We start from the raw sequence: 23,286 nt of genomic DNA, 5'->3' as shown, positions 1-23,286 counted from the left end.
TCTGCAAGCACCGCCCATGACGTCATCGCATGAGTATTTCCGGCTGGCGCTAGCTAGAGCTAGAATCTATAAGGCCTGTAGTGATACAACCAACGTTATAAAATCATCGAGCTATTCAAAAAACGCATGGATAAAATCCACCACGCTCCTTCTCTCCAGGCCTTGCAGGCGCTGGTCGAGGTCGCAGGCTCGGGCAGCTTCACGCAAGCGGCGCAAAAGCTGTGCCTGACCCAAAGCGCAGTGAGCCGAAAAATCCAGCAGTTGGAGAGCCACTTCGACTTGCCGATGTTCGTAAGGAACAGCCGCAGTGTTCGACTGACACCGGAAGGCGAACAGGTACTTGCGACCGCCCGAAGTATCCTGGCGCAACTGAAAACCCTTGAAGATCGGCTGACACCGCAAAAACGACCCTTCCGTATACGCATGCATGTGTCGCTGGCGGTTCGATGGTTGCTGCCAAAGTTGAGCGAGTTCTATCGAAGCCATCCGCAGGTTTCGCTGTCGATCGAAACCGTGGCCACGGAAGTGGTGGAGCCGGCCATCGACAGCGACGCCTACATCCTCTATCTGCCAGAGCCGTCCCGCGATCCTGACTGCCTGACGTTGTTCGAGGAGGCGCTGGTGCCGGTGTGCGCCCCAGGCCTGGGCAGCACCTCCCAGCCGTTGGAGTCGGTGGCCGATCTCGTGCGTTTCCCGCTGTTGCATCGCTCGGCGGACAAGCATGACTGGGTCCAGTGGCTGCACGCCAATGGCGGCCAGTCACTCGAGGACTACCGCCATATCCCCTTCAACCTCGACGAGTTGGCGCTTGATGCGGCGGCGCGAGGGCTGGGCGTCGCCATGACTGACCTGACCCTGGCAGGAGAATCACTCGAACGAGGCGTGCTCGTCGTTCCGTTCGGCCACCCCTTGAAGACCCGTGGCATTTACGCCTTGAACCTGCAACCTTCTGCCGCCTCTCATCCAGCCTGTTCGCTGATCATGCAGTGGTTTGCCCAACAGGCCGAACAGCCATCGTCGGATCGCCGCCCGGAGACAAGCTCGCCCCCACATTGGATCTAGCCACAACGAAGATCCCTGTGGGAGCGAGCTTGCTCGCGATGGCGCCTACTCAGACACCAAAAATCGCAAAAACAAAACTGGATACCTATGTCCCGCGCCCCAACCCTTCTGTCGCATTGGCAAAAGCAGCGCTCGCCTCTTGAACCAGCCTGCGCCATTCAGCGCTGTTGATGAGTCCGGTCCGCTCCATCTCATCGGCAGCCTTAAGCAACTCGTCATATTGCTCTTCGGCATCCATCCGGATTTCGGGCACTTTCAGGAGCTGATACCAGGCCGCCAGGGCTTCGCTCTTTTGATCATCACTCATGCTCAAACTCCCAAAGACAGTCTTCGTTTTGAAGTTTTTTCATGGGTGGCGTTCCTCGCTCCCGACATACGGCAGGCAGCATAAAGACAGGCGCGCCGTGCATTACAAACTTGTCATTGAGTTGTCAGCGTAGCCAGCACCCTCGCTTCATACAGTGGCGTCGTCAGTCACCCACCGCGGGTGACACACCTCCCGCTGATGACAAGGGTCGACACCATGAAACCATTGAGCAAACTCTGCCTGATCGCCGCCAGCCTGTTGATGCTGGGCACCGGTTCCGCCATGGCCAGCAACATCGCGCCGGTCAAGGCCAACAACGTCGTGCTGGTGCACGGTTCCTGGGCCGATGGCTCGAGCTGGTCGGATGTGATCACCCGGTTGCAGGCCGCCGGCTTGCACGTGACTGCGGTGCAAAACCCGTTGATCTCGGTCGCCGACGACGTTGCCGCCACCCAACGCGTGCTCGATCAACAAGACGGCCCGACCGTACTGGTCGGCCATTCCTACGCTGGCACCGTGGTCAGTGAAGCCGGGGTCAATCCGAACGTCAGCTCGCTGGTTTACGTTGCAGCCCGAGCACCGGACGCGGGTGAGGACTTCGTCGCGCTGTCGGCCAAGTACCCGACCATGCCCGTACGTGCCGGCACCGAGGAACACGATGGTTTCATCAGCCTCAAGCAAGACGCCTTCCTCAAGTACTTCGCCGGTGACGTGCCCCACGACAAGGCGATGGAACTGTTTGCCGTCCAGCAACCGATCGCCAAAACCCTGTTCACCGACCGCACCACCGCTGCCGCCTGGCACACCAAACCGTCCTGGTACGCGGTCTCCAGCCTCGATCAAACCATCAACCCAGACCTGGAACGCTTCCTCGCCAAACGCATGAACGCGACCACCATCGAGCTGCCGTCGAGCCATCTGTCTTTGGTCTCCCACTCCAAGGAAATCGCTGACCTGATCCTCGAAGCCGCCGGTCGCCAACCGTAACTTCGGCGCCGTTTCATTACAAAATTGTCATTCAACTGTGGGTCGGCTGTGCGGATCGCCTGGTTAACCTGAATCCACTGCCAGGCAACCCGTCGGCAGCCAATCCGCCTCTGAATAGAGGGAATCATCATGAAAATGTTAATCCTTGGTTTTGCTGCTCTCCTCGCCACCGGTTCGGCATTTGCCGATACCCAGACCACCGAACCTGTCATCCACGACAGAACCGGTTTCTTCGTCCACCTGGATATCGCCAAAGACCTGTCCAGCAATATCCTCACGCAAGATTGCGGCATCGTCCCCGCGCAGCTGATTTACCTCGACCATCAGGGTCGCAAGCACGAGCTGGATTACCAGGTCCAGGGCATGGGTTGCATTGGTGATAATTGATCAGACGCCTGTACTCACAAAGGATCGGGCTACACTGGCGCCACTGGCTGACCTCTGTAGCCCGCCGCCGCGACAGGTATGTTGCCGACACCGAACCAGGCAGATCCCATGAACATCCTCGTAGTCGAAGACGAACCCAAAGCAGGCAATTACCTGCTCAACGGCCTGCAGGAACTCGGCTACTCCGTCAGCCTGGCCCGCGATGGCGTCGATGGCTTGCACCTGGCCCTGGAGCACGATTTCGACGTCATTGTGCTGGATGTCATGATGCCGAAAATGGATGGCTGGGAAGTCCTGCGCCGCTTGCGTAAGGACGCCGACACCCCGGTGCTGTTTCTCACGGCCCGCGATGACATCGCCGATCGCATCAAGGGCCTGGAACTGGGCGCTGACGATTACCTGATCAAACCGTTTTCCTTCGCCGAACTGGTTGCGCGCCTGCGCACCCTGACCCGGCGCGGCCCCACCCGGGAAGAGGAACAGTTGCAAGTCGCCGACCTGCAAATCGACGTGCTCAAACGCCGCGTCACCCGTGCCGGCGTGCGAATCGCCCTGACCAACAAGGAGTTCGCCCTGCTGCATCTGTTCGCCACGCACCAGGGCCAGGTTCTGTCGCGCTCGATGATCGCTTCGCGAGTCTGGGACATGAATTTCGACAGTGACACCAACGTCGTGGATGTCGCGGTGCGGCGCCTGCGGCTGAAAATCGACGACCCGTTCCAACTCAAATTGATTCACAGCGTGCGCGGTATCGGCTACCGCTTCGATACGCAACCATGACCTCACGCCTTCGCCACTCATTAACGCTGCGCCTGGCACTGGTGTTTGCCTTGCTCGCCTTTGTCTCGCTGACCCTCCTGGGGGTGGCGTTGTACCGGGATCTGGAACGCGAGCTGATTCGACGCGACGACGCCGCCCTGGTGAACCGCATCGATCAACTGCGCACCTTCCTCAACGACAGCAACACCCTGGACCTGATCAAGACCAAACCGGCGCTGTTCCAGAACATGCTCGGCAATCGCGAGGCGCTGCTGACCATCGGCGCTCCCGGACAAAAACCGTTGCTGGTGGTCAACCCCGGAAACCTCGCCGTACCGTCGCTGACACCGGTGGCCATGGACCATCTGTTGACGCTGGCCGACGTGCAGCATTACCCGAGTGTGGATGGCGTGCCCTTCGCGGCGCTGGCGGCGACTATCGACTCCGGCGACCTGGGCAGCCTGCAAGTGGTCACCGGGCGCCTGATGACCGAGCGCACCGCGGTCCTCGCCCGCTACCGCCTCAACGTGTACCTCTTCGCCAGCGTGGCGGCGATTCTACTGGCCCTGTCCGGCTATCTGCTGGTACATCGCGGGCTCTTGCCCGTGCGACGCCTGGCCCGACACGCCCAAGGCATCGGCGTCGGCAACCTCACCGAGCGCCTCGACAGCCAGGGTGCACCGCGGGAACTGCTACCGATGATCGAGGCGTTCAACGCAATGCTCGACCGTCTCGGCAAGGGCTTCGTGCAACTGGGTCAGGTGTCCACCGACATGGCCCACGAACTGCGCACGCCGATCAACAACCTGCTCGGCGAAACCCAGGTCGCCCTGCAGCAAAACCGCAGTATTGAGGCCTATCAGCAACTGCTCGCCTCCAATGTCGAAGAGCTGGAGCGTCTCGCGCGGATGCTCGACAACATGCTGTTTCTGGCCCGCACCGACCCCGCCAGTGCTTTGCGCCAACGGCAGGAACTGGATGCTGCCGATGAAATGGAACGCATGACCGACTATTTCGAAGGGCTGGCGGCGGATGTCGGGATCAGCATCGATGCCCAGGGCAGCGGAGTGATCTGGGCCGAACCGATGTTGCTGCGCCGTGCCTTGGCCAACCTTTGCGCCAACGCGATCAAATACGGCGCGCCTGACTCCGAACTGTTCATCCGCGCCACGCCCGCGGCCGACGGCATCCGCCTGCAAGTGCGCAACCACGGCCAGACCATCCCCGCCGAACACTTGCCCAGACTGTTCGAGCGCTTCTACCGCGTCGACGAATCCCGCGAACGCTCGGCGCACTCCAACGGCCTGGGCTTGTCGATCGTGGCGACGATCATGCAGCTGCACAATGGGGCTTACAGCGTTAGCAGCAGCGAAGGCATCACCTGCTTCGAGTTGTTTTTTCCGGTGCGGCAATTGGATGAATGATGCCCCGGCACCCACTGATCGTTCCCACGCTCCGCGTCACCCATGCGCAGGACCCAATCCTTGCGGCGATAGCGGGACGCGGAGCGTCCCCGGTGGCATTCCTTTGCTGCGCATGGGAACGATCAAGCCCGGACGTGTACCGGGCTTTTTTCTTTCCTGCGCTTTTGACCGGATCAGACGGATCAAAAAGCGACTTCAACTGAAATGGCCAAAAACGCCACCCCCCTTGAGCAGTTTTGGCATAGGCCAAAATCATCGCTGTGTCTAGACTCCCCCCATATAACAGTGCGAAAGCACACTTGAGTCCAGGACTGTTCCAGGGGAACCCGCATGAACCCATCCGACATTTTTGTTATCAGCGCCGTCCGCTCCGCTATCGGCAGCTTTGGCGGTTCGCTCAAAGATGTGCCACCTATCCAATTAGCCACTGACGTTTGCCGTGCCGCCATTGAACGTTCGGGGCTGGCACCTGAACACATCGGCCACGTGGTGATGGGGCATGTGATCCCGACGGAAGCACGTGACGCCTACATCTCTCGTGCCGTGGCGATGAATGCCGGCCTGCCGAAAGAGACACCCGCCTTCAACGTCAACCGCCTCTGCGGTTCTGGTTTGCAGGCCATTGTCAGCGCAGCACAAAGTTTGATGTTGGGAGACGCAGGCGCTGCGCTGGCGGGTGGCGTCGAGTCCATGAGCCGCGGGGCCTATCTGTTGCCGCAGGCGCGCTGGGGCGCACGCATGGGTGATATGCAAGCCACTGACTACGTGCTCGGCGCTCTGCAAGACCCGTTTGGCGGTTTCCACATGGGCATTACTGCGGAAAACATCGCCGAGCGCTATGGCATCACTCGTCAGGCTCAGGATGAGTTGGCGCTGCTCAGCCAGCAACGAGCGGCCCGGGCGATTGCTGAAGGGCGGTTTACCGACCAGATCGTGCCGATCGAAGTGGCGTCCCGCAAAGGTACCGTGACGTTTGCGACGGACGAGCATGTCCGCGCCGAGGTCAATGCCGAGCAATTGGGCAAGATGAAACCAGCCTTCAAAAAAGACGGTAGCGTCACCGCCGGCAACGCGTCGGGCCTCAATGATGGTGCCGGAGCACTGATCATGGCCACGGGTCAGATGGTTCTCGACCAAGGCCTCAAGCCCATCGCCCGACTGGTCGGTTACGCCCATGCCGGTGTGGAGCCAGAGCTGATGGGGTTGGGGCCGATTCCCGCCACCCGCCTGGTCCTCAAACGCGCCGGCCTGACCGTTGCCGACCTGGATGTCATCGAGTCCAACGAAGCATTCGCGGCCCAAGCGTGTGCCGTGGCGCAGGAACTGGGCTTCGACCCGGAGAAGGTCAACCCGAACGGTTCGGGGATTTCTCTGGGCCACCCGGTGGGCGCGACCGGTGCGATTATCGCCACCAAGGCGATTCACGAACTGCACCGTGTTCAGGGCCGCTATGCCCTGGCAACCATGTGCATCGGCGGCGGCCAAGGCATCGCCGTGTTGTTCGAACGCGTCTGATCGACCCAAACGAAGACGGCGCCCCTTGTGGGCGCCGTCTCGTTTTACCGCGATGGAATCAGTGCGCAATGCACATAGATTTCAGCTCGGTGTAAACCTCGATCACTGCGCAACCAAACTCGCGCCCCCTACCCGATTGCCGACCAGGCACGACCTTGCTGCTGACACCGCGGACGGCCCCGCTGCCGGCCGGTCGGTATCTCGATGGGCTTCATTTTTTCAAGCCCGGAGGTTCTACTAAACTACTCAGAACTACGCAGATTCAGTGAATGATTTCACAGCACTGCTAAAGTGATAGCACGCGTCGCCACATGCTCCCAAAGCCTGCATTTTCGAAGGTGGCTGGCTAATCACGGTGACGCCAACGCTCTCAAGCGAGGGCAGCATGAACTGAATCGCGTCATCATCGAGCGCGAGGGGCAGCAGACATGAGGTCTAAATATGATATTTGAGCCCAACAGTACCCGTTCCGTGCTCCAGCGAAGAAGCAGTACCAGTATCGTTATCCAGGCTGGTCTCGATTGTGTTGCGGTGACCGGTGTTGCGTGGTTTTTGATCAATTATCATATCGGCTTCATAACGCAGTCCTATGTCATCCTGCTCCTGTTGCTGCTGGGGGCGTTGGCTGTCGTGTACGACCACTATGCTATTTACCGCAGCAATGTTGGTTTTACCGTCAAAGCCTTCAAGCTTTTGAAAGCGTGGACCGCCACGTTTGGCTTTCTCGTTGCCATGGCCTTTCTTACCAAGCAAAGTGAACAGTACTCGCGCTTATTGGTCGGGCAGTTATTTGTTGTTGGATATTTTGCTCAGTTGCTTTTGCACCTCGCGACACGCGAGATGCAGAAGAAGTTTTTGGCCCACCCGACTCAATTGGAAAACTCGCTCATCATTGGCTCCGGCGAGCTGGCCAGCTATCTTCACAAGAAGATCAGCAATAATCCCTGGCTCGGTGAGCGAATAGTCGGCTGTGTGTTGATTGGCGCGGACGATGATCGGGGAAAGGAAAGTCCGGAAGGGGCGCAACGTCTGGCGATACTGGGCGATATCTCCGACCTTGACGAGTTAGTTGTTAAACATGCCATTCGTACCGTCTATTTCGTGACCCCTCTGGGTGGCTCAGAGGTCATCCAGGATGTTTATTTAAGGCTGTTCGATAAACACATCTCTGTTAACTGGGTGCCTGACATTTTCTCGTTGCGCCTGATCAACCACAGTGTTCGCGAAATTGCCGGCATTCCCGTGCTGACCTTGTCTGAAACTCCGCTGATGGGGATGCGCCTGTTTCTGAAGAACCTTGAGGACAAAGTCCTGGCCTTTCTCATTTTGGTTCTTGCAGCGCCAATCCTGGTAGCCGTCGCCATTGCCATCAAGCTCGATAGCCCCGGCCCCATATTCTTTCGTCAGCAGCGCATGGGGTGGAGTGGAGAAGCTTTTCGGATCTGGAAGTTCAGAAGCATGGTCGTCCATCAGCCTGAAGACGGCATCGTCAAGCAGGCGCAAAAGAATGACCCGCGCATGACCAGGGTTGGGGCCTTTATTCGGCGGACCAGCTTGGATGAGTTACCGCAGTTGTTCAACGTTTTGATGGGGGAAATGTCTCTGGTGGGGCCTCGCCCGCACGCTATTCAACACGATGTGCAGTACTCGCCCGACGTCTCGGGCTACTTTGCGCGTCACAACATTAAGCCGGGCATCACAGGCCTGGCTCAGGTACGTGGCTATCGTGGTGAAACGAAGGATATAGATCAGATGATTCGGCGTGTTGACTCGGACATCGAGTACATCAACAACTGGTCGCTATGGCTCGATTTCGTCATTCTTTTACGAACGGTGTTTGCCTTCTCCGGCAAACATGCTTATTAGCCAGTCTTGAGCGTCTGGACGATATCTAAACCCATTTGATGCGGAATAACGGCGAGGCCAACAACGGCCTCGCCGTATCAGGATGGAAAGAGGTCCAGCGTGCGCTCCACTTCATCAGGATCGACACTAAAACCGTCCCCCTCTGGGGTGCCGACCACAAAACCGAAATTTTGTTGATCGCGATCCGTTAGATATTTGAAAAAACAGAGGAAACGATTAGGCGGTTGCAAAACCAGTAGCGAACCACCTGGCTGCAGCACATTAACGCCGTGTATAAGATGACTCCCCTCAATCCCTACCACGGTTCGTGCCCCGGCACAGGCCGCGACGATGGTCGGCACGTCGGATTTCGCAGGATCGATAATACGAAAATCTCTGCGGTCACGCAGGCGCTCGGCAAGCTCCATTTCATTGCGTAACAATCGCAATTCACCTGTGCCCCCTCGCAGAATGAACACGCCAGGGTGAGAGCAAACGTTGACGTGTGAAAGCAACTTTCCCCCCATCGCACGAAAACGCAAATGCTTATTTCTGTTTTGACACAGATCGTCAAAGATCACGAGTTCACGAAAAAAAGCATTACGTAAACGAACCGGGGTCATGCCAAGCCAGTCCTCATAGCCGGGGGTATGAAGTATGCCGTTCGTGACAGTGGAAACAAGATTGGCAGACGCTGCCGTGGTCACCGGAACGCCCTCCTCGCATGCAATTGGATAGGTTATACAATCATCCATTAACCAGGAGCCGAACCATTTATTTCCCCCCGCCGTGCAATACATCGCGCCGCGATCAATTTCGTTTTCTACACGAATATTTGGCAACCATCCGGATCTGGGCGACAACGATGCTTTGGCATTACCTTTGTAGAGAGCGCCATCAATTAACCAGACATCTTTAAGCAGGTAGCCTCGTGTTGCGCCATGCTCAACACTACCGATGCCTTCCATTGTGCGACGGGGATGTTCATAAGGATAAAAAAGATCTCCTGCCCACCCGGTCACACGTTCGAGCTGGTCGGGAAGGAAAAAAGCCGGCGGAGCATTTGAGATTTCACCTGGAGCAATTTCCCAGGTTTTCACGGCCTGGCTTCGCAGGGATAACGACGGTTGGCGTGTGAGCCGTGTGTTAAACATGTGTTTATACGCAGCAAGGCTCCACTTTGATTGGCTATCACTCGTCAATGCATTGAATTCCGACATATGCACCCCATTCAAATGTGGTTATACCGAAACAGCCTTTATGGCGAAAACTGCTTCATTTAAAATCAACAACCTGTTCAAGTGGATACAACACTTTCCAGGACAGGGGGTGACTTCAGATGAGCGTAGCGACCGCGCAACGTGTCGAGAAGCGTTTCTCCCGGCGCTCTGGAGCAATGAATGTATATTTTGAAAAGCCCACCAAAACCCATTTCGCGATATCGACTAGCAACTTCCTCGTCACTCGGACCGTCCGGCAACCCGAGGTGAAGTGTCAACTTCTTGCCTTCGACAGCAAATAGCGGTGTCTCCCAAAGAAATTGAGCCGCGCCTACCTTGGGCAGTCGAACGAACAAATAACCGTAATTACCCAACGTATCAACATCGCCGCCACGCCTTCTTTTCCACTCAAGAAGTCCATCGTCCGGGCGTGCCAGGCAAGTTCCGATATCATAATAGTCAAAGCCGTTTTCTATCGCCCACTCAAGTGCCATGAACGTAGTAATCGAATTAACTTCACGTAACTTTTTAGCATCAGAAAAAACAGCGTCGGGATAACCGAAACGGACCGTACTCCAATAGCGCTTCCCTGCCCGGGTAATTACGCACCCAAGATGACATGCAACAATCTCATCCTCCAGCAGTACTAGATCGAGCCGTCCGGCATTTTTTGCCACCCTTTGAACCTCATGCGATTCAATTTGAGAGGCGGATGCACCATGCCTTGCGCTGGCATAAGGTTTAAGCATTTCCCGGTCTGCGATGTCTATCTCGTCATCGTTTAATGCCTGCTTCATACGGTAGCGCAGCCGGTTCTTGCGCAAATTTCGACGTAACTCGGTGTTGTACCTGGCGGTGATATCGTCAATTGACCGGCTCAGCGGCACGACAGCACTCAAATATTGAGGCACATACAATGCACCCAAGGTTGGCATTTCACTGACCCACACCGTGCGACTGGAGTTATCCAGTTTTAACTTGCTGTCCGCCATGTGAGTGTCAGCGCCCATGAGCACCTTCACAAATTCCCGTTGTGATTTCCTGCCTACATAGAGGATGTCGTAAGGACTGTCTTCCCGCAGACGAAATCTGACAATTTCCCAGCGCCAAAAACAGGCTCGGCCAAGTATATCCCGCAGCCAGGCGACAGCTTTTCTTAGCTCGAATCGCATCGAAGGCGATATCAGCTTACGTATTAATTCTGCTATATATCTTTTCATTTGGTTATTAGCACAATTCAAGGAAGGGGCGTTTTAGTTTACAAATCAACAAACTAAATACTTGAAATTAGCGCTCGACAGCAGAGCACGTTTTTTTTGCAAGATATGTGATGATTCCTAATTACAGCACCGACACAAACTGCCGTCTAATTGGAACAACACCTTTCCTTCTTGCGAAAAACTCGCAACACCTTCCCTGAAATCAAGATTGTCCGACACCATTTTGTTGACGCCAATCTTAATGAAAAAAACAACCCCGAACACGCCCGTCAAGTCGATAAGTCCAACCTGAGTAAAGGTGCTACACCGGAGTTTTGCAAGATACTTCAGTCGTGTTTTTTATGACGCAGGGAAGTCCATCCAAGTGTCAATTTCCTGTGCGTCAGAAATTCCTATAGATCAACGTGCGCAACAAGAACATCGGATTACCCACCACATAGCGAGTGAATAAGCGCTTTGGCTCACTGATGAACCTGAACACCCACTCACACCCGAGACTACGTACCCATTGCGGAGCGCGAGTCACCTTTTCACCGAGAAAATCCAGGATCGCCCCTCCGCACACGACAAGACAGGGCACGCCGCTGGCGGCGAGCCTCGCCGCGACGGCTTCTTGCTTGGGCATACCCATACCCAACACAACCAGTTCCGGCTGAAACTGCCGGGCAAGGTTTATGTAGACATCCACCGGCGCGAAACCATGGTGAGCAGAGACTACATTGACCGCAAATATCGCTTCGCTACGCTGCACCGCGCTGGCTAGAAAGGGCTCATCAGTACCCCAGAAAGCCACGCGCCGGCCCTTGAACGCGGCCAGTAATTTGGGAATGAAATCGGTGCCATTCATATTTAGCCCCGGCTCCAGGCCAAGGCGACGAAACAGGATAGCCATGCCGGAGCCATCCCGTAATAACACGTCCGCAGCCAGCAGCGCGTTAAAGTAGTCGGTATTAGCCGCCACCAGATTCATGGCATGGGCATTGGCGAACCCGAGCACTGTCGTCACGTCAGGTCTGGATAACGCATCAATCAATGCTTGCTCGTCATCAACATCGCTGATCACCCTGAGTTTCTGGGTAATCGTTTGCCAGCTGTGCTGCCAGGATAAAGCACGCATTAGCTGTCATCTCGCTTCGAACGCACCCACTCAACCTGGCGCTTAAGCAAAAATCCGAGGTACAGAGGGATTTTCTTCATCGCGTAGAACGGCGCATACAACAAGGCTGAAAAAGAAATAATCCCGCGACCAAATTGGCTCCATGCCAGCAAGATAGTCACCCCCAATATTGCCACCCCGGAAGAAGCTATCAATGCTGGCGCCAAAGCTCCCGACAGTATAAATACCAACCATGACAGACCAAATGCCGCCGCCAAGGCCAACGTCAATAAGGCCAACGGAGGGACCAGCAAATCCAGCGTCATCGCCAGCAGACTCCAGTTACGCTGGCCAATCGACTCCACCAGTAACTTTGGCGTATCCCCAAGGATTACTCCTAGATGACCATGCTCCCAGCGCGTACGCTGGGTAGTCAAACCTTCATCGCTGCGCGGAAAGTAACTGGTCACCAGGGCATCGGGGCAGAACACAGGCGGCTTGCCGCTTCGGCATAAATCCAGGCCCATCTTCAAATCTTCAACGATGTGACCACTGGCCAAATTGATCAACGTCAGATCCCGCCAGACGAAAGCCATTCCCGTGCCCATTAACTGACAGGGCAAACCAAGCCGAGTCCAACCCTGAGGCCGTACCCGATTCTTCACACACCAGGCAAACTCGGCTAGCCGCACTTTTAGCCCGGAACCTGCTGGAGCACGCATTAAATTAAGTGCTTGTGCGGGCCGCCCTGAGTCGATGCAACAGATTGCCAAACGCTCAATAGAACCCTCGGCCACCTGGCAATCCGCATCGACAACAATCATGACCTCCGGCGCATCACTCGACAAATGACGCACCCCACAGTCCAGCGCATAACCCTTGCCACGCTGCTGATCATTGCTGCGCTCCACCACCTCGGCGCCCGCTGTGCGGGCCAGCGCCGCCGTGTCGTCAGAACAGTTATCCGCCACCACCAACAGGCGATCACCCAAAAGCAGGTGCGGCCGAATGCTGTTTAACGTCGCGACGATGATCGAGGATTCATTGTGTGCCGGTATCAACACCGCCACCCGCGGTCGCGGTCCTTGCGCCGACGAGCGCGACCGTGCAGGCAGGCAGGCCATTAGCATCTGTACAAACAGCACCAACACCGGCAGGAGGATGAGTATCAGCAGTAAGCTGAACAGCCAACTAAGTAATGTGATCATGCTTGCGCCCTAAACAAATTAGCCAACTTGGCTGCTTCGATATCGATGTCGTGTCGCTCCAGCACTCTCTGATAAGCCGCCTCGCCCATTCGCTGCAATACCTCGACAGGTTGCGCGAGGCAGTCCGCCAGTGCCGCCGCCAACTCATCCACAGTTCCAGCGGGAAACAACCAACCGTTCTCACCCTGTCGCACTAACTCGGGAATGCCCGCCACATAGCTCGTCAGTACGGGCCGGCGCAAGGCCATGGCTTCCATGATGACCACCGGCAAACCCTCGGCGAAGCTCGGCAACACCAAGGCCCGCGCCGCAAGAATTTCCGCCCGCACCTGATCGCTACTGATCCAGCCGGTAATTCGCACTTGCGCCTGCAAGCCATGCCGTGCAATCAGGGCTTCGATTTCCGCGCGCATTTCCCCATCGCCGGCCAGTACTATTTCGAACGCCACGTTTTGTGCTGCCAGAATGCGGGCGGCCTCAAGCAGCAAAAGCTGCCCCTTCTGCTCACACAAACGACCTACACAAACCAACCGCGGCGCGGATGGCACGGCAACGGCCGGCACATCGTGAAACGCCCGCTCCAGCCCACAGTGCACCACCTTTACTCTTGGCCAGTGCGCATGAGCCACCCAGCGAAACAGCTGGCTACGCCCATAAGAACTGATCGCCGCGACAAAAGCTGCGCGCCGGACTTTCTCGCCCAAATGAATAAACTGCGGTTTGTCGAACTCTTCCGGCCCGTGCACGGTAAAACTGTACGCCGGCCCACCGAGTACATTGGCCAGCATCACCACCTCGGTTGAGTTGGTGCCGAAATGCGCATGCACATGCTCGGCGCCGAACGCCTGCAACCAAGACAGTACGCGACATGCCTCAAACAAATAGACCAAATGGTACGGCCAGGGCCGATCGGCCCGCTGGCCCATGCGTAGCGCCAGCCACAGCGCCGAAAAAAACCGTCGGGGCTGGGCGCGCAGCACCTGCAGCACAGGCACTAACAGCTCTTTGACTCCGCCCTGCAGCACATACTGGGTTTTATCGCGTTCAGACACGTCCTCGGCATTCACCAATTCGGCATCCCAGCCACGCAGAGCAATGCGCTGCACCACAAACCCCTGACGTTCCAACGCCAAAATCTCGCGACGAATGAAGCTATGGCTGACTTTGGGGTATTGATTGATGAAATAAGCGATACGCATAGGAACCAGACTTATTTGTCGTTGCGGTGGATTATTACTGCAAGTAATCCCACAGTAGTACAGGTCTCAGGAACGTTAACTAGCCATACGGTTGCTGCTATAACTACCTATCAACACGCTGTCTATCTTTTTAAAGGTGTCGTCCAGCAGCTCATAGCGCCTGCGGTACATGGCGCGTTTTTTTGAAGCAATACTGTCGAGCGGTTTCCTGGACAGAATCATGGGAATCTCGAAAAAATCTTCGCGCTCTGATGGAGTCGCTCCATGCTCTAACCAGATCACATCATAATTTGCCGCCAGTTCTAGAGCTTTGTGAGCACCAAAATACGGATGACGATGGTGGCGATACCCATCCCCTACCGCATAAATTTTTTCAACACCAATGTTAATGGCAATGTATTTAATAACTTCGATCAGAAAGCTTCTTGGCCGAAGGCCTTCAAAGTCTTTTGTCAGGTCCCTGTAGATACTCAACGACAGTTCACTCTCGACGCCTTTATGTATCCCTTGAACGGCGCCGATAAAAATACATAACTCAGTGTCCGTACGACACAAGGTGAATGCTATTGATGCAATGCGCAGATCACCTTGAAACAAGTTCAACACCAGCTCCCCTTCACGCATAAACCAGAAGGGACGATCCAGCACCAGGGAACAGCCAGCAGCAAACTCCGACAAATCACTCAGCATCAAACTGTCACTTCGCCCCAACAGCAATAACTGCGGACAGCTTTTGGTAACCACTTCGTAATGCGAGGCCAACACACTAAGTTTATTCTTTGGGCTCCAGCTTCTACTGATGTAGGGCCAATGAACAACGCCCACACAATCCCCGCCTAACTTCTCTACACCGGACTTACCCAGAGCGCTCGACATACGCTCGCAAAACAACTTTAGCTCGGACCAGTTTTTTGCAACTAAAACCAGCATTTTAAACTTATTATTCAATGCCCTTAAAGAATACCCGGCGTGTAAAAAAAACACGCTCTTTAATATCACCCAATTATTCATATAAGTCTCACTTGTATTCGATCAACGCCGTCTTGCCGGCGCCGAATCTGTTCAGTAGAAACTTGACTTGCCCGAGCATCTCGGGAAATTTCCCCAGCACGAGAAAGAAAGCCCGCAGCCAGTTTTCGCGCGTGGATCTATCGCCCCCGCGGGCGAGGCGCACGACCTGCAATGGATAGACCAGCAGAAGAAGCAGCCCAAACCATCCCAACACCAAACTCGCGATAACAGTCGCCAGCGGGACGCCCAATCCCCAAAACCAGACACGGCGCGACTCACGCAACCAATGTTGCTCCGGTGCGGCCCCATGCAAAAATGCGCCCTCGGCAAAGGCATAACCACCGCGCAGGGTACGCTGCCACCATTGGCCGAACCGGGTCATGGTTGCATCGTGCAAGGTCATTTCCTCACCCAGACGCCAGACCTTCCAACCATTCCCACGCAGTCGCACGCACAATTCAGGCTCTTCCCCGGCAATAAGGCCCGGTCGAAACCCGGACGCTTCGGCGAAAGCGTCAGCCCGCATCAGCGCATCGCCACCACATGCCTTGGCCTCACCTACCGGCGTATCCCATTCGAAATCACACAGTAAGTTGTAAACAGAGTGCTGCGGAAAACGTTCACGGCGCCGTCCACAGACCACCGCGACGTCAGGATGTGTATCAAGAAAGGCCAGCGCCCGGGGCAGCCAACCGCCGACAACCTCACAATCACCGTCGACGAACTGCACATAACGCATCGCCGGCAATAAGCGTTGCATGCAGGAAAATCCCTCATTGCGTGCACGCGCAGCCGTAAAGGGAATCGTCATGTCCAACTCGACCACCTCGACCCCAAGCCTCAGTGCCATCTGCACTGAACCGTCCGTTGATCCAGAGTCGACATAAACAACCTTCTGCGCCGAACCGACGAGGGAAGTCAGACAACGCTCAAGCCGTAGGCCTTCGTTGCGACCGATAACAACGACACCAATCCCCATAGTCATGGCGTTCACTCAACGACGCAGTTCAAGTAATCCATCGGGTGGTTCATGAGAATTCCCTCGATTCTGCGTACTTCCTTTTCTTGATAGTCGCAGGCACGCCCACTGCCATCGAGTCGTCCGGTACATCGGTCAGCACCACAGCATTTGCACCAATCACGACATTGTTACCAATGCGGATATTGCCCAGTACCTTGGCCCCTGCACCGATATCAACATTGTTACCCATCACCGGAGCAATCGGCTCACTCACATTCTTGAGGCCCACGACGACGCCATTGCGGATGCGGCAATCATCGCCGAACTGCGCATAGCCACTGATCACGATTCCGCCGAAATGATCGATGACGAAGTTGCGCCCGACCACCACCTCACACGGCAGCTCGATACCCGTGACGATCTGCACCAGTTTGAAGAGCACTTTGTATATAAAGGAGAACAACTTGCGTAGCAGTGCCGGTCGCACACTGTAACGCCAGCGCCCAAAGCGATAAACCACCATCACCCAAAACCCCTGAGCCCCCCAGTCTCCGGCGTATGCACGTAAGTCCGCACGTATGTTTTCGAACATAAATGGCTCTACCGTGTTGGTTGGCTAGCGAATTTGGTATCACGCAGCAGCGCCCAGGTCACACGAGTATGCTGCCAACACGCCCCTAAAGCGGCCCGGCCACGGCCTTTCAATAGCGCTTTGAGCGCCAAAATCAGATCACCCAGACTCACCAGTAGCATATGTGAGGCTAAACCAGGCAGACCGTGGTGTTTGCGGAAGTACAAAAGCTCACTTTCGATTTGTAACGTGGGTAGCTGACGACTATCCGCATTGAGTTTGTCAACAGACTTGGCACTTTCACCGCCGATATGCACCACCGTAGTATGCGGGTAGTAAACGACCTTCCAGCCTGCCTGTTTAACGCGTTTGCAGTGATCTATCTCCTCGAAATAAAGGAAGTAGCGCGGATCGAACAAGCCAACCTGGTCGATGACTTCACGGCGGATCAGGTAATAGCACCCGGGCACCCAGTCGCACTCACGCACCGAAGCATGATCCCAGGCCATGTCGTCGACTCTTTTCACCACAGGGAAAAAGCGTTCAAGCCCTGTATGCGAAAGGAAGACATTTAACGGCGTTGGAAAATAGCGACAGGAGGGCTGTAAATCACCCTCTCGTCCAACCAATCGAACGCCGAGGACACCGCAATCAGGATGAGTCTCCATGTAGTCGAGCGTCTTGCTCAGCGTATCCGCAGCAACAAAGGCATCGGTATTGAGGAGCAACGCATACTTGCCCTGCAGGTGTTCAACCAATTGATTATTGGCACGCCCAAAGCCAACATTATTTTCATTGGCGAGTTGCAATGCCTCTGGACAAATAGTTGCCAGACATTCCAGCGAATTATCGACAGAGGCATTATCCACCACCAAATAGCGCGTGCGATCCACGCTATTTGACTGGCGTAACGCATTAAACATCGGTTGCAACAACTCCGCTGTGTTGTAATTAACCACCAACACGTCAAGGGGAGCACTAACCATTGGGTTGCTCGCCAAAAAAGTGTTGCGCTCTCATTTTTATAAGCTTCGGTTCAAATTCCGCGTCGTATACACCATCGCGCTGCCTGATAAGCTCAATCCACGGATAAGTGGCGCTACGCTCTTCGACTTTCGCCAACACTTCTTCCAAGGTACAGATAACCTTGGCTGGATTACCCCCAACCACTACCCCAGGCGGAACATCTTTTACGACTACAGCACCGGCCGCGACAATCGAATTAGGGCCAATAGTCACACGCGGCATGATGATAGAACCATAGCCGATAAAACAATTATCAAGAATATCGATAGGGCCGACAGAGTCCAGCTTTTTATCAAAGCGCACCTCGAGCATGCCGATTATTCCATCGTGGCCGAACAGCGTACAACAAGATAAACCTACATTATTTCCGAGTCGTACCAGCGACGGGTCAGTTATGTTGGCAGCAGGATTTATCCATACGCCTTTACCGATGGAGTGCAAAGATCCCCATCGAACCATATGTTTAGCCCATTCATACCCGTCCGGCTTACAGAATTTTTTATAGAGCGAGGTCCCATGCCCCGTTGTTTTTGCAATATAAGCAATAGTACGTTTTAGTAGACCAATCATCCTGTCAGCCTCATTAATTCAGCGATAGACACCTGTGCCAGGGTTAGATACACCCTGATTCTTCATTACCACTTCCCTAAGAGTAGACGCTTCCCTAAAATCCAACACCCAAATAATCTACACATGCTCCCCCCTCAGGAATACCTGCCCATCTGATGGTTAAGATGTTCCGCCAGCCTTAAAACAATTTGCAAAAGAGGCATCGTGGGGTTACAGGCACCGCCTGTAGCGAAAACACTGCTGCCCGCCACGTAAAGATTCTCAACGCCGAATACTTTGCAGTTCTCGTCGACAACGCCAAACTCAGGCGAAGTCGCCATGCGCGTGGTCCCCATATGATGAGCATGGGGATTGAGCTTCAGTGGCAAATCGACGTCATAAACGTATTCTTCCAGCTTGACAAAGCCCAACCCGGTCTCGGCAAAACACTTTGCCACTTCGAGCCCTATGGACTTGACGGTATTTCTGTCTGCCGGGGTCAGTTCCCAATGAACATTTGCCTTCCTCATCCCTAACGCATCTCGCTCGTCGAGCAATGAGATTCGGCTATCAGGGTTGGGAAACTGCTCGATCAGCGTGCCGAGCACCCCATCCCCAGGGCAATCGAACTTGGCAATAAATTCAACCTTGCGTTCCGCACCCACTTCGCAAACGAGGTTCTCGAAAAAGCTCTTGATGGCAGCCATTCGCCCATAGGATTTCACTTCAGCTACAAGCGTGGCCGTCACATTCCCTTTACCTGACTTGTGCTCCATCACGAATGCATCGGTCGTGAAGTACTCCTTCCGAGCATCTGTACCCTGCTCGTCGTTCAGGATGAAGGTTCCCATTTCGACGTTCAGGTGCTCCATGAAGCATCTACCGACGAAACCATCCTTGCTTACGATACCGCCCGCTGCCAAGGACTCGCTGTTGAGCAGGTGCCTGGCATTCTCGATCGCGCCTGTCGCCAGAATGAATTGTTTTGCCGTGACTCGCTCTCGATGCAACTGGTAGTCCGAGACGACTATCGTTGCTATACGGCCGGTCTTGCTGTCGAACTCAAGATCGACGCAATTGCAATGGATGAAGACATCCAGCCCCTCGGTGTCATTAAGTTCCTTGGCATACTTTTGTGCAAATCGCGTCGGCGGGCTTAGCAGGAAACGATCAGCGTCAAAGTCGGTGCCGTCCAAACTCGCATTGATAGCCTTGAATCCGGAGTGCGGCGGAAGATCGACAATATCCATGGCCGCCGACAGATTGCGCTCGATCTCGGAAAACGCGATGGGCCAACCCGGCACGGGCACCGGAGGGCCCACGGTAAAGTCCGACTGTTCGAATGGACGGCATCGCCCGGCCCAGTGATTGGAGGTCCCGCCAAGATAACGCAGGCGTGTTTCATGAGCGTACATCTCGAGGCCTGACGATGAGACCATGTAGAGGCCCTGCGAAGCCGGCGAATACTCGTGCCCGCCGCCCTCGACAAGCACCACACGCCGACCATTACCGGCCAAACGCAAGGCCAGCGTAATGCCGGCCGGCCCACCGCCTATGATGCAGACGTCATAGTGGTCGCGGAGTTCTTTCTGCGATTGGTAGTCTTTGATCATGCGTGTGTTTGCCGAAAATGCTGGGCAGGCAGCACCCATCCGTTGATGACAACAAACTCGGATTTAGCAGCAGAAGGCCGGGCAACGGCTTTGGAAAATCCGAACATGAGCCCCCCGAGACTCAATAGAGCAGAAGCCTGGAGGAAGCGTCTGCGCCCCATCACAGAGGTATTCAAATCAGTTTCTCTCATGATTCAAAGCCTCACGACATCGAGATTACGTTGGAAATTTCAACTACACATCAAGGCCACATTTTTTGGCGACGGCCATCAATACCTCAATGGCGACGCGGTGCCGCAGCTTTGGAAACATCAAGAGAAATAGATCAAAGCCATTTAACAAAATCCGTCAATAACTCCCCACACAATGCCCCCACCGCCAGCATAGGCAGCACCACCAATTCACGCTTGAGACTGAACATCCCCAGACGACAATTGACATAAAAAACCAGGATAAGCGTAGGAAACGTGTACAGGGCAGCGCCCCAAATCGCATATTTGACCCCGCCAATCGCCAACAGCAGAGGCAGCAGCACCCACAACGAGACCACGCGAATAATGTTATCCATGGCCTGGTACTTGGTGAGTCCCAAGGCAATCCAGACCTGATTCGCCAGCATGTAGCGCATTGTGAAAAAAGAGAGTGAAAGAATGGCCATCATGTTGCCGGCCTGAGCGTAACGCTCATCGTACAAGATGCTGATGAGCAGTGGACTGCCGGTCAGGAACAGTCCGCAGAGAAACAGGCAGGCAAGATCGAGCATCAATTTCAAGCGGTAATACAAAGAGTGGAGCCGTACAGTGTCATTAGTTCTTGAGGACTCACTGAAGGCCGGCAAGGCCACGGCCCCGACTACCTTTTGCAACGCAAGCTGAACGGCTCCCAAAATCAGCACGGCAATGGAGTAAACGCCCAGTTCGGCGGTCGTCATGCTGCCGCCGAACCAGACACGATCACCGTACATGGCCAATACGCCCACTGCCGACGACAACAGTATCCAACGGCCAAAACCGACTAATTCATCGAGCGCAGAACGCTCCCACTGTAGTCGGTTAGACGGGCCCTCAAACCAGAAATGCCCCAGCAGCGTGTTGACCATCGATTGGACCAGACCTGCAATCACCAGCGACCAGATGGACCTGGTGAAGTAACCGATGCCCAGCATGATCACCAGCCCGACGACCTGAGACGCAAACTCGGTGAGTACCACTTTCTTTTGCTGGAAAGAGCGCACTGCCAAGTCGATTTTGGTCGACTGAAAACCAACGATGATTGCCGAGAAACCGGTCACGGCCAACACCAGCGGCAACTCGGGTGCGGCGTAGGTGGAATGGGTCGACCACAGATTGAGGGCCTGTGCATACCAGGCGAGGGCCGCGAGGAGAAGTGTCGAAGCAAATAGGATAAAGCCGCGCACGATCTGCACGGTCCAAATGGTATTGAGAAACACCGGATCGTCGCCACGCGGGCTCTGGATGATGTTCTGGCGCAAGCCGACATCGGAAAGCATGTGCAGAACCAGAGAAACGGTGATGGCGATCATCATGATGCCGAACATCTCCGGCATCAGCAGACGGGCCATTATCAGGTTGCCGCCCAAGCGAAAGGCTTGAGACGTAACCAGCGCCCCCAGATTCCATGCCCCGGCAGAGATCGCTCGCTTACGAAGGCCCAACGATGGCGACAAATCAACTAACGACATAACATCATCCCCGGACTCAATGGCTCAAAACGAACTATAGTCGCGTTTGGCCATTCCACTAGCCGTCGCTCATCAATCAATAAGTCCAATCATCCATGCCTGAGCACTTCCGAGCGTTAATCGTCATTCTGGTCCTCACTGGCATCGTTTTTGCCATGGCACGTCGACCAGCAGCAGACCTGATTCCCGACCGTAATTTCACTCGTCGGCGCAATCTGTGGTTCGTATTGACGCTTCTGGCATTTGTGTCGCACAGCTTCTGGGTGTACGCAGGCATTGCCGCGATCGTTTTGACCTTCGCACGAAATCGCGAACGCAATCCCGTGGCGCTATTTTTCCTCCTGCTGTTTCTCATCCCGCCGGCCACGGCGGAGATTCCGGGCTTCGGCCTGGTCAACTATTTTTTTGCCCTTAACCATATTCGTGTGCTGGCACTGTGTGTGTTGCTTCCGGCTTTTTTCACTCTGCGCAAGCGCGCCGACACGGTCCCTTTCGGGCGCACCTGGCCTGACAAAATATTAGCCGCCTACCTCCTGCTGACGAGTCTGCTTTCCCTGCGCGAAACCACCGTCACCGACACCTTGCGCCAAATGCTCTACCTGTTCATCGAAGTTTTTTTGCCTTACTACGTTGCCAGCCGGGCGCTGAAAAACCTCAGCGACTTCAAGGACGCTCTGTTCGGTTATGTACTCGCCGCCATGACGCTTTCGCTAATAGGTCTCTTCGAATATGCCAAGAACTGGCAACTGTACAGCGCGGTTGTCTACGCCATGGGCATGCAATGGGACCCCGGCTACTTGAGCCGTGGTGGCTCATTACGCGCCAGCGCCACTACCGGCCAGGCCATTGCGCTGGGCTTCGTCATCAGCGTGGCCATCGGCTTTTACCTGTACTTGCAGGAGGAGGTACGTAGCAAATTGCAGCGCAGCCTCGGCGCACTGTTGCTCGCCGGTGGTCTGTACGCACCGCTGTCGCGTGGGCCCTGGATCGGTGCAGCCATCATGATCGTCGTGTTCATCGGCACTGGCCGTAAAGCAATCAAACGCCTGATGCTGCTGGCGGCCGCCGGGGCGCTCGCCCTGCCCGTGCTGGCCATCGTGCCGGGCGGGCAAAAAATGCTTGATCTGCTACCGTTTATCGGCACGGTGGATGTCGAAAATATCACCTACCGGCAGCGCTTGATTGATAACGCCGTGATCGTTATCCAGCGCAACCCTTGGCTGGGTTCTTTCAATTTCCGCAGCACACCGGAAATGCAGTCCATGATTCAGGGCCAGGGGATCATCGATATCGTGAACACCTATATCGGCATAGCGCTGTCGTTCGGTTTGATTGGTTTGACGCTTTTCGTGGTTTTTTTCGCCAGTGTTCTGCAGGGCATCCGCAAGGGGATGCGTTCGTTCCCCAACGAAGATGATGAGGCACGCCGACTCGGACGTGCACTTCTGGCGACACTGGCCGGGATCCTGATCACCATCGTTACCGTTAGCAGTATCACGGTCATCCCCCTGGTGTATTGGTCGGTGGCTGGACTGGGCGTGGCCTACGCTCAGATGGCACGCAGGCTCAAGCACACCTCGACGGTCGTCACGGCGAGTGCCCATCTCCAACTCAGGTAGAACCC

Annotated in this window: 21 protein-coding genes; 8 read left to right on the top strand and 13 right to left on the bottom strand. The window is 55.3% G+C overall.

Features of this window, described 5'->3' with window-relative positions:
• The first annotated feature begins 126 nt into the window (after positions 1–126).
• Positions 127–1,062, top strand: a complete 936-nt coding sequence (locus tag EAH74_RS22760; protein ID WP_140681233.1) for a LysR substrate-binding domain-containing protein — start codon at positions 127–129, stop codon at positions 1,060–1,062.
• An 85-nt stretch (positions 1,063–1,147) separates the two neighbouring features.
• On the opposite strand, the gene EAH74_RS22755 is transcribed toward EAH74_RS22760, so the two are convergent.
• Positions 1,148–1,369 (bottom strand): hypothetical protein, encoded by a 222-nt coding sequence (locus EAH74_RS22755; protein WP_140681231.1) that lies wholly within the window; start codon positions 1,367–1,369, stop codon positions 1,148–1,150.
• A 216-nt stretch (positions 1,370–1,585) separates the two neighbouring features.
• On the opposite strand from EAH74_RS22755, the gene EAH74_RS22750 reads away from it, so the two are divergent.
• The 6 genes from EAH74_RS22750 to EAH74_RS22725 all read left to right on the top strand — a co-directional run bounded on the left by EAH74_RS22750 (position 1,586) and on the right by EAH74_RS22725 (position 8,307).
• Positions 1,586–2,356, top strand: coding sequence for an alpha/beta hydrolase (locus tag EAH74_RS22750; RefSeq protein WP_140681230.1), 771 nt, complete (start codon positions 1,586–1,588; stop codon positions 2,354–2,356).
• 129 nt (positions 2,357–2,485) lie between these two features.
• A complete protein-coding gene (locus tag EAH74_RS22745) occupies positions 2,486–2,743 on the top strand; it encodes a DUF2790 domain-containing protein (RefSeq protein ID WP_140681229.1) in 258 nt (85 codons plus the stop codon).
• A gap of 108 nt (positions 2,744–2,851) precedes the next feature.
• On the top strand, positions 2,852–3,523 hold the full coding sequence (locus EAH74_RS22740) for a heavy metal response regulator transcription factor (protein ID WP_140681228.1): 672 nt from the start codon (positions 2,852–2,854) through the stop codon (positions 3,521–3,523).
• Positions 3,520–4,926 (top strand): heavy metal sensor histidine kinase, encoded by a 1,407-nt coding sequence (locus EAH74_RS22735; protein WP_140681227.1) that lies wholly within the window; start codon positions 3,520–3,522, stop codon positions 4,924–4,926. The genes EAH74_RS22740 and EAH74_RS22735 overlap by 4 nt, the downstream gene beginning before the upstream one ends.
• 330 nt (positions 4,927–5,256) lie before the next feature.
• Positions 5,257–6,441 carry an acetyl-CoA C-acyltransferase family protein gene (locus EAH74_RS22730; RefSeq protein ID WP_140681226.1) on the top strand — a complete coding sequence of 395 codons (1,185 nt, stop codon included), beginning with the start codon at positions 5,257–5,259 and terminating at the stop codon, positions 6,439–6,441.
• Positions 6,442–6,882: 441 nt separating this feature from the next.
• Complete coding sequence (locus EAH74_RS22725; protein ID WP_140681225.1) at positions 6,883–8,307, top strand: undecaprenyl-phosphate glucose phosphotransferase; 1,425 nt, start codon at positions 6,883–6,885, stop codon at positions 8,305–8,307.
• 77 nt (positions 8,308–8,384) lie between these two features.
• Here the strand turns inward: EAH74_RS22725 and EAH74_RS22720 are convergent, their stop codons facing one another.
• The 12 genes from EAH74_RS22720 to EAH74_RS22660 form a co-directional block, all read right to left on the bottom strand.
• The gene (locus EAH74_RS22720) at positions 8,385–9,506 is read right to left on the bottom strand and encodes a glycosyltransferase 61 family protein (protein WP_140681224.1); all 1,122 of its coding nucleotides are present in this window, start codon (positions 9,504–9,506) and stop codon (positions 8,385–8,387) included.
• A 77-nt stretch (positions 9,507–9,583) separates the two neighbouring features.
• A complete protein-coding gene (locus EAH74_RS22715; protein WP_240050544.1) occupies positions 9,584–10,678 on the bottom strand; it encodes a hypothetical protein in 1,095 nt (364 codons plus the stop codon).
• A 430-nt stretch (positions 10,679–11,108) separates the two neighbouring features.
• On the bottom strand, positions 11,109–11,843 hold the full coding sequence (locus EAH74_RS22710; protein WP_140681219.1) for a WecB/TagA/CpsF family glycosyltransferase: 735 nt from the start codon (positions 11,841–11,843) through the stop codon (positions 11,109–11,111).
• Entirely contained in the window at positions 11,843–13,030 is a 1,188-nt protein-coding gene (locus tag EAH74_RS22705) for a glycosyltransferase family 2 protein (protein ID WP_140681218.1), read from the bottom strand. The genes EAH74_RS22710 and EAH74_RS22705 overlap by 1 nt, the downstream gene beginning before the upstream one ends.
• Positions 13,027–14,229, bottom strand: a complete 1,203-nt coding sequence (locus EAH74_RS22700) for a glycosyltransferase (protein ID WP_140681217.1) — start codon at positions 14,227–14,229, stop codon at positions 13,027–13,029. Before EAH74_RS22700 ends, EAH74_RS22705 begins: the two co-directional genes overlap by 4 nt.
• Before the next feature lie 75 nt (positions 14,230–14,304).
• The gene (locus EAH74_RS22695; protein ID WP_140681216.1) at positions 14,305–15,240 is read right to left on the bottom strand and encodes a DUF535 family protein; all 936 of its coding nucleotides are present in this window, start codon (positions 15,238–15,240) and stop codon (positions 14,305–14,307) included.
• 7 nt (positions 15,241–15,247) lie between these two features.
• On the bottom strand, positions 15,248–16,225 hold the full coding sequence (locus EAH74_RS22690; RefSeq protein ID WP_140681215.1) for a glycosyltransferase family 2 protein: 978 nt from the start codon (positions 16,223–16,225) through the stop codon (positions 15,248–15,250).
• Between the two features lie 43 nt (positions 16,226–16,268).
• Complete coding sequence (locus EAH74_RS22685) at positions 16,269–16,793, bottom strand: serine O-acetyltransferase (protein ID WP_140681214.1); 525 nt, start codon at positions 16,791–16,793, stop codon at positions 16,269–16,271.
• Positions 16,794–16,801: 8 nt separating this feature from the next.
• Entirely contained in the window at positions 16,802–17,758 is a 957-nt protein-coding gene (locus tag EAH74_RS22680) for a glycosyltransferase family 2 protein (protein ID WP_140681212.1), read from the bottom strand.
• On the bottom strand, positions 17,751–18,368 hold the full coding sequence (locus tag EAH74_RS22675; protein ID WP_140681211.1) for an acyltransferase: 618 nt from the start codon (positions 18,366–18,368) through the stop codon (positions 17,751–17,753). Before EAH74_RS22675 ends, EAH74_RS22680 begins: the two co-directional genes overlap by 8 nt.
• Positions 18,369–18,502: 134 nt before the next feature.
• Positions 18,503–19,960 (bottom strand): FAD-dependent oxidoreductase, encoded by a 1,458-nt coding sequence (locus tag EAH74_RS22670; RefSeq protein WP_140681210.1) that lies wholly within the window; start codon positions 19,958–19,960, stop codon positions 18,503–18,505.
• Positions 19,961–20,285: 325 nt separating this feature from the next.
• On the bottom strand, positions 20,286–21,662 hold the full coding sequence (locus EAH74_RS22660; protein WP_140681208.1) for an oligosaccharide flippase family protein: 1,377 nt from the start codon (positions 21,660–21,662) through the stop codon (positions 20,286–20,288).
• Between the two features lie 95 nt (positions 21,663–21,757).
• Here EAH74_RS22660 and EAH74_RS22655 point away from each other — a divergent pair, with 95 nt between their 5' ends.
• Positions 21,758–23,281 carry an O-antigen ligase family protein gene (locus EAH74_RS22655; RefSeq protein ID WP_140681207.1) on the top strand — a complete coding sequence of 508 codons (1,524 nt, stop codon included), beginning with the start codon at positions 21,758–21,760 and terminating at the stop codon, positions 23,279–23,281.
• Positions 23,282–23,286: the final 5 nt, after the last annotated feature.

It is taken from the genome of Pseudomonas mandelii, from assembly GCF_006438925.1.
GTDB lineage: Bacteria > Pseudomonadota > Gammaproteobacteria > Pseudomonadales > Pseudomonadaceae > Aquipseudomonas > Aquipseudomonas mandelii_C.
Note: the sequence above shows the minus strand (reverse complement) of the source record. Positions and strands in the feature narration are given on the sequence as shown.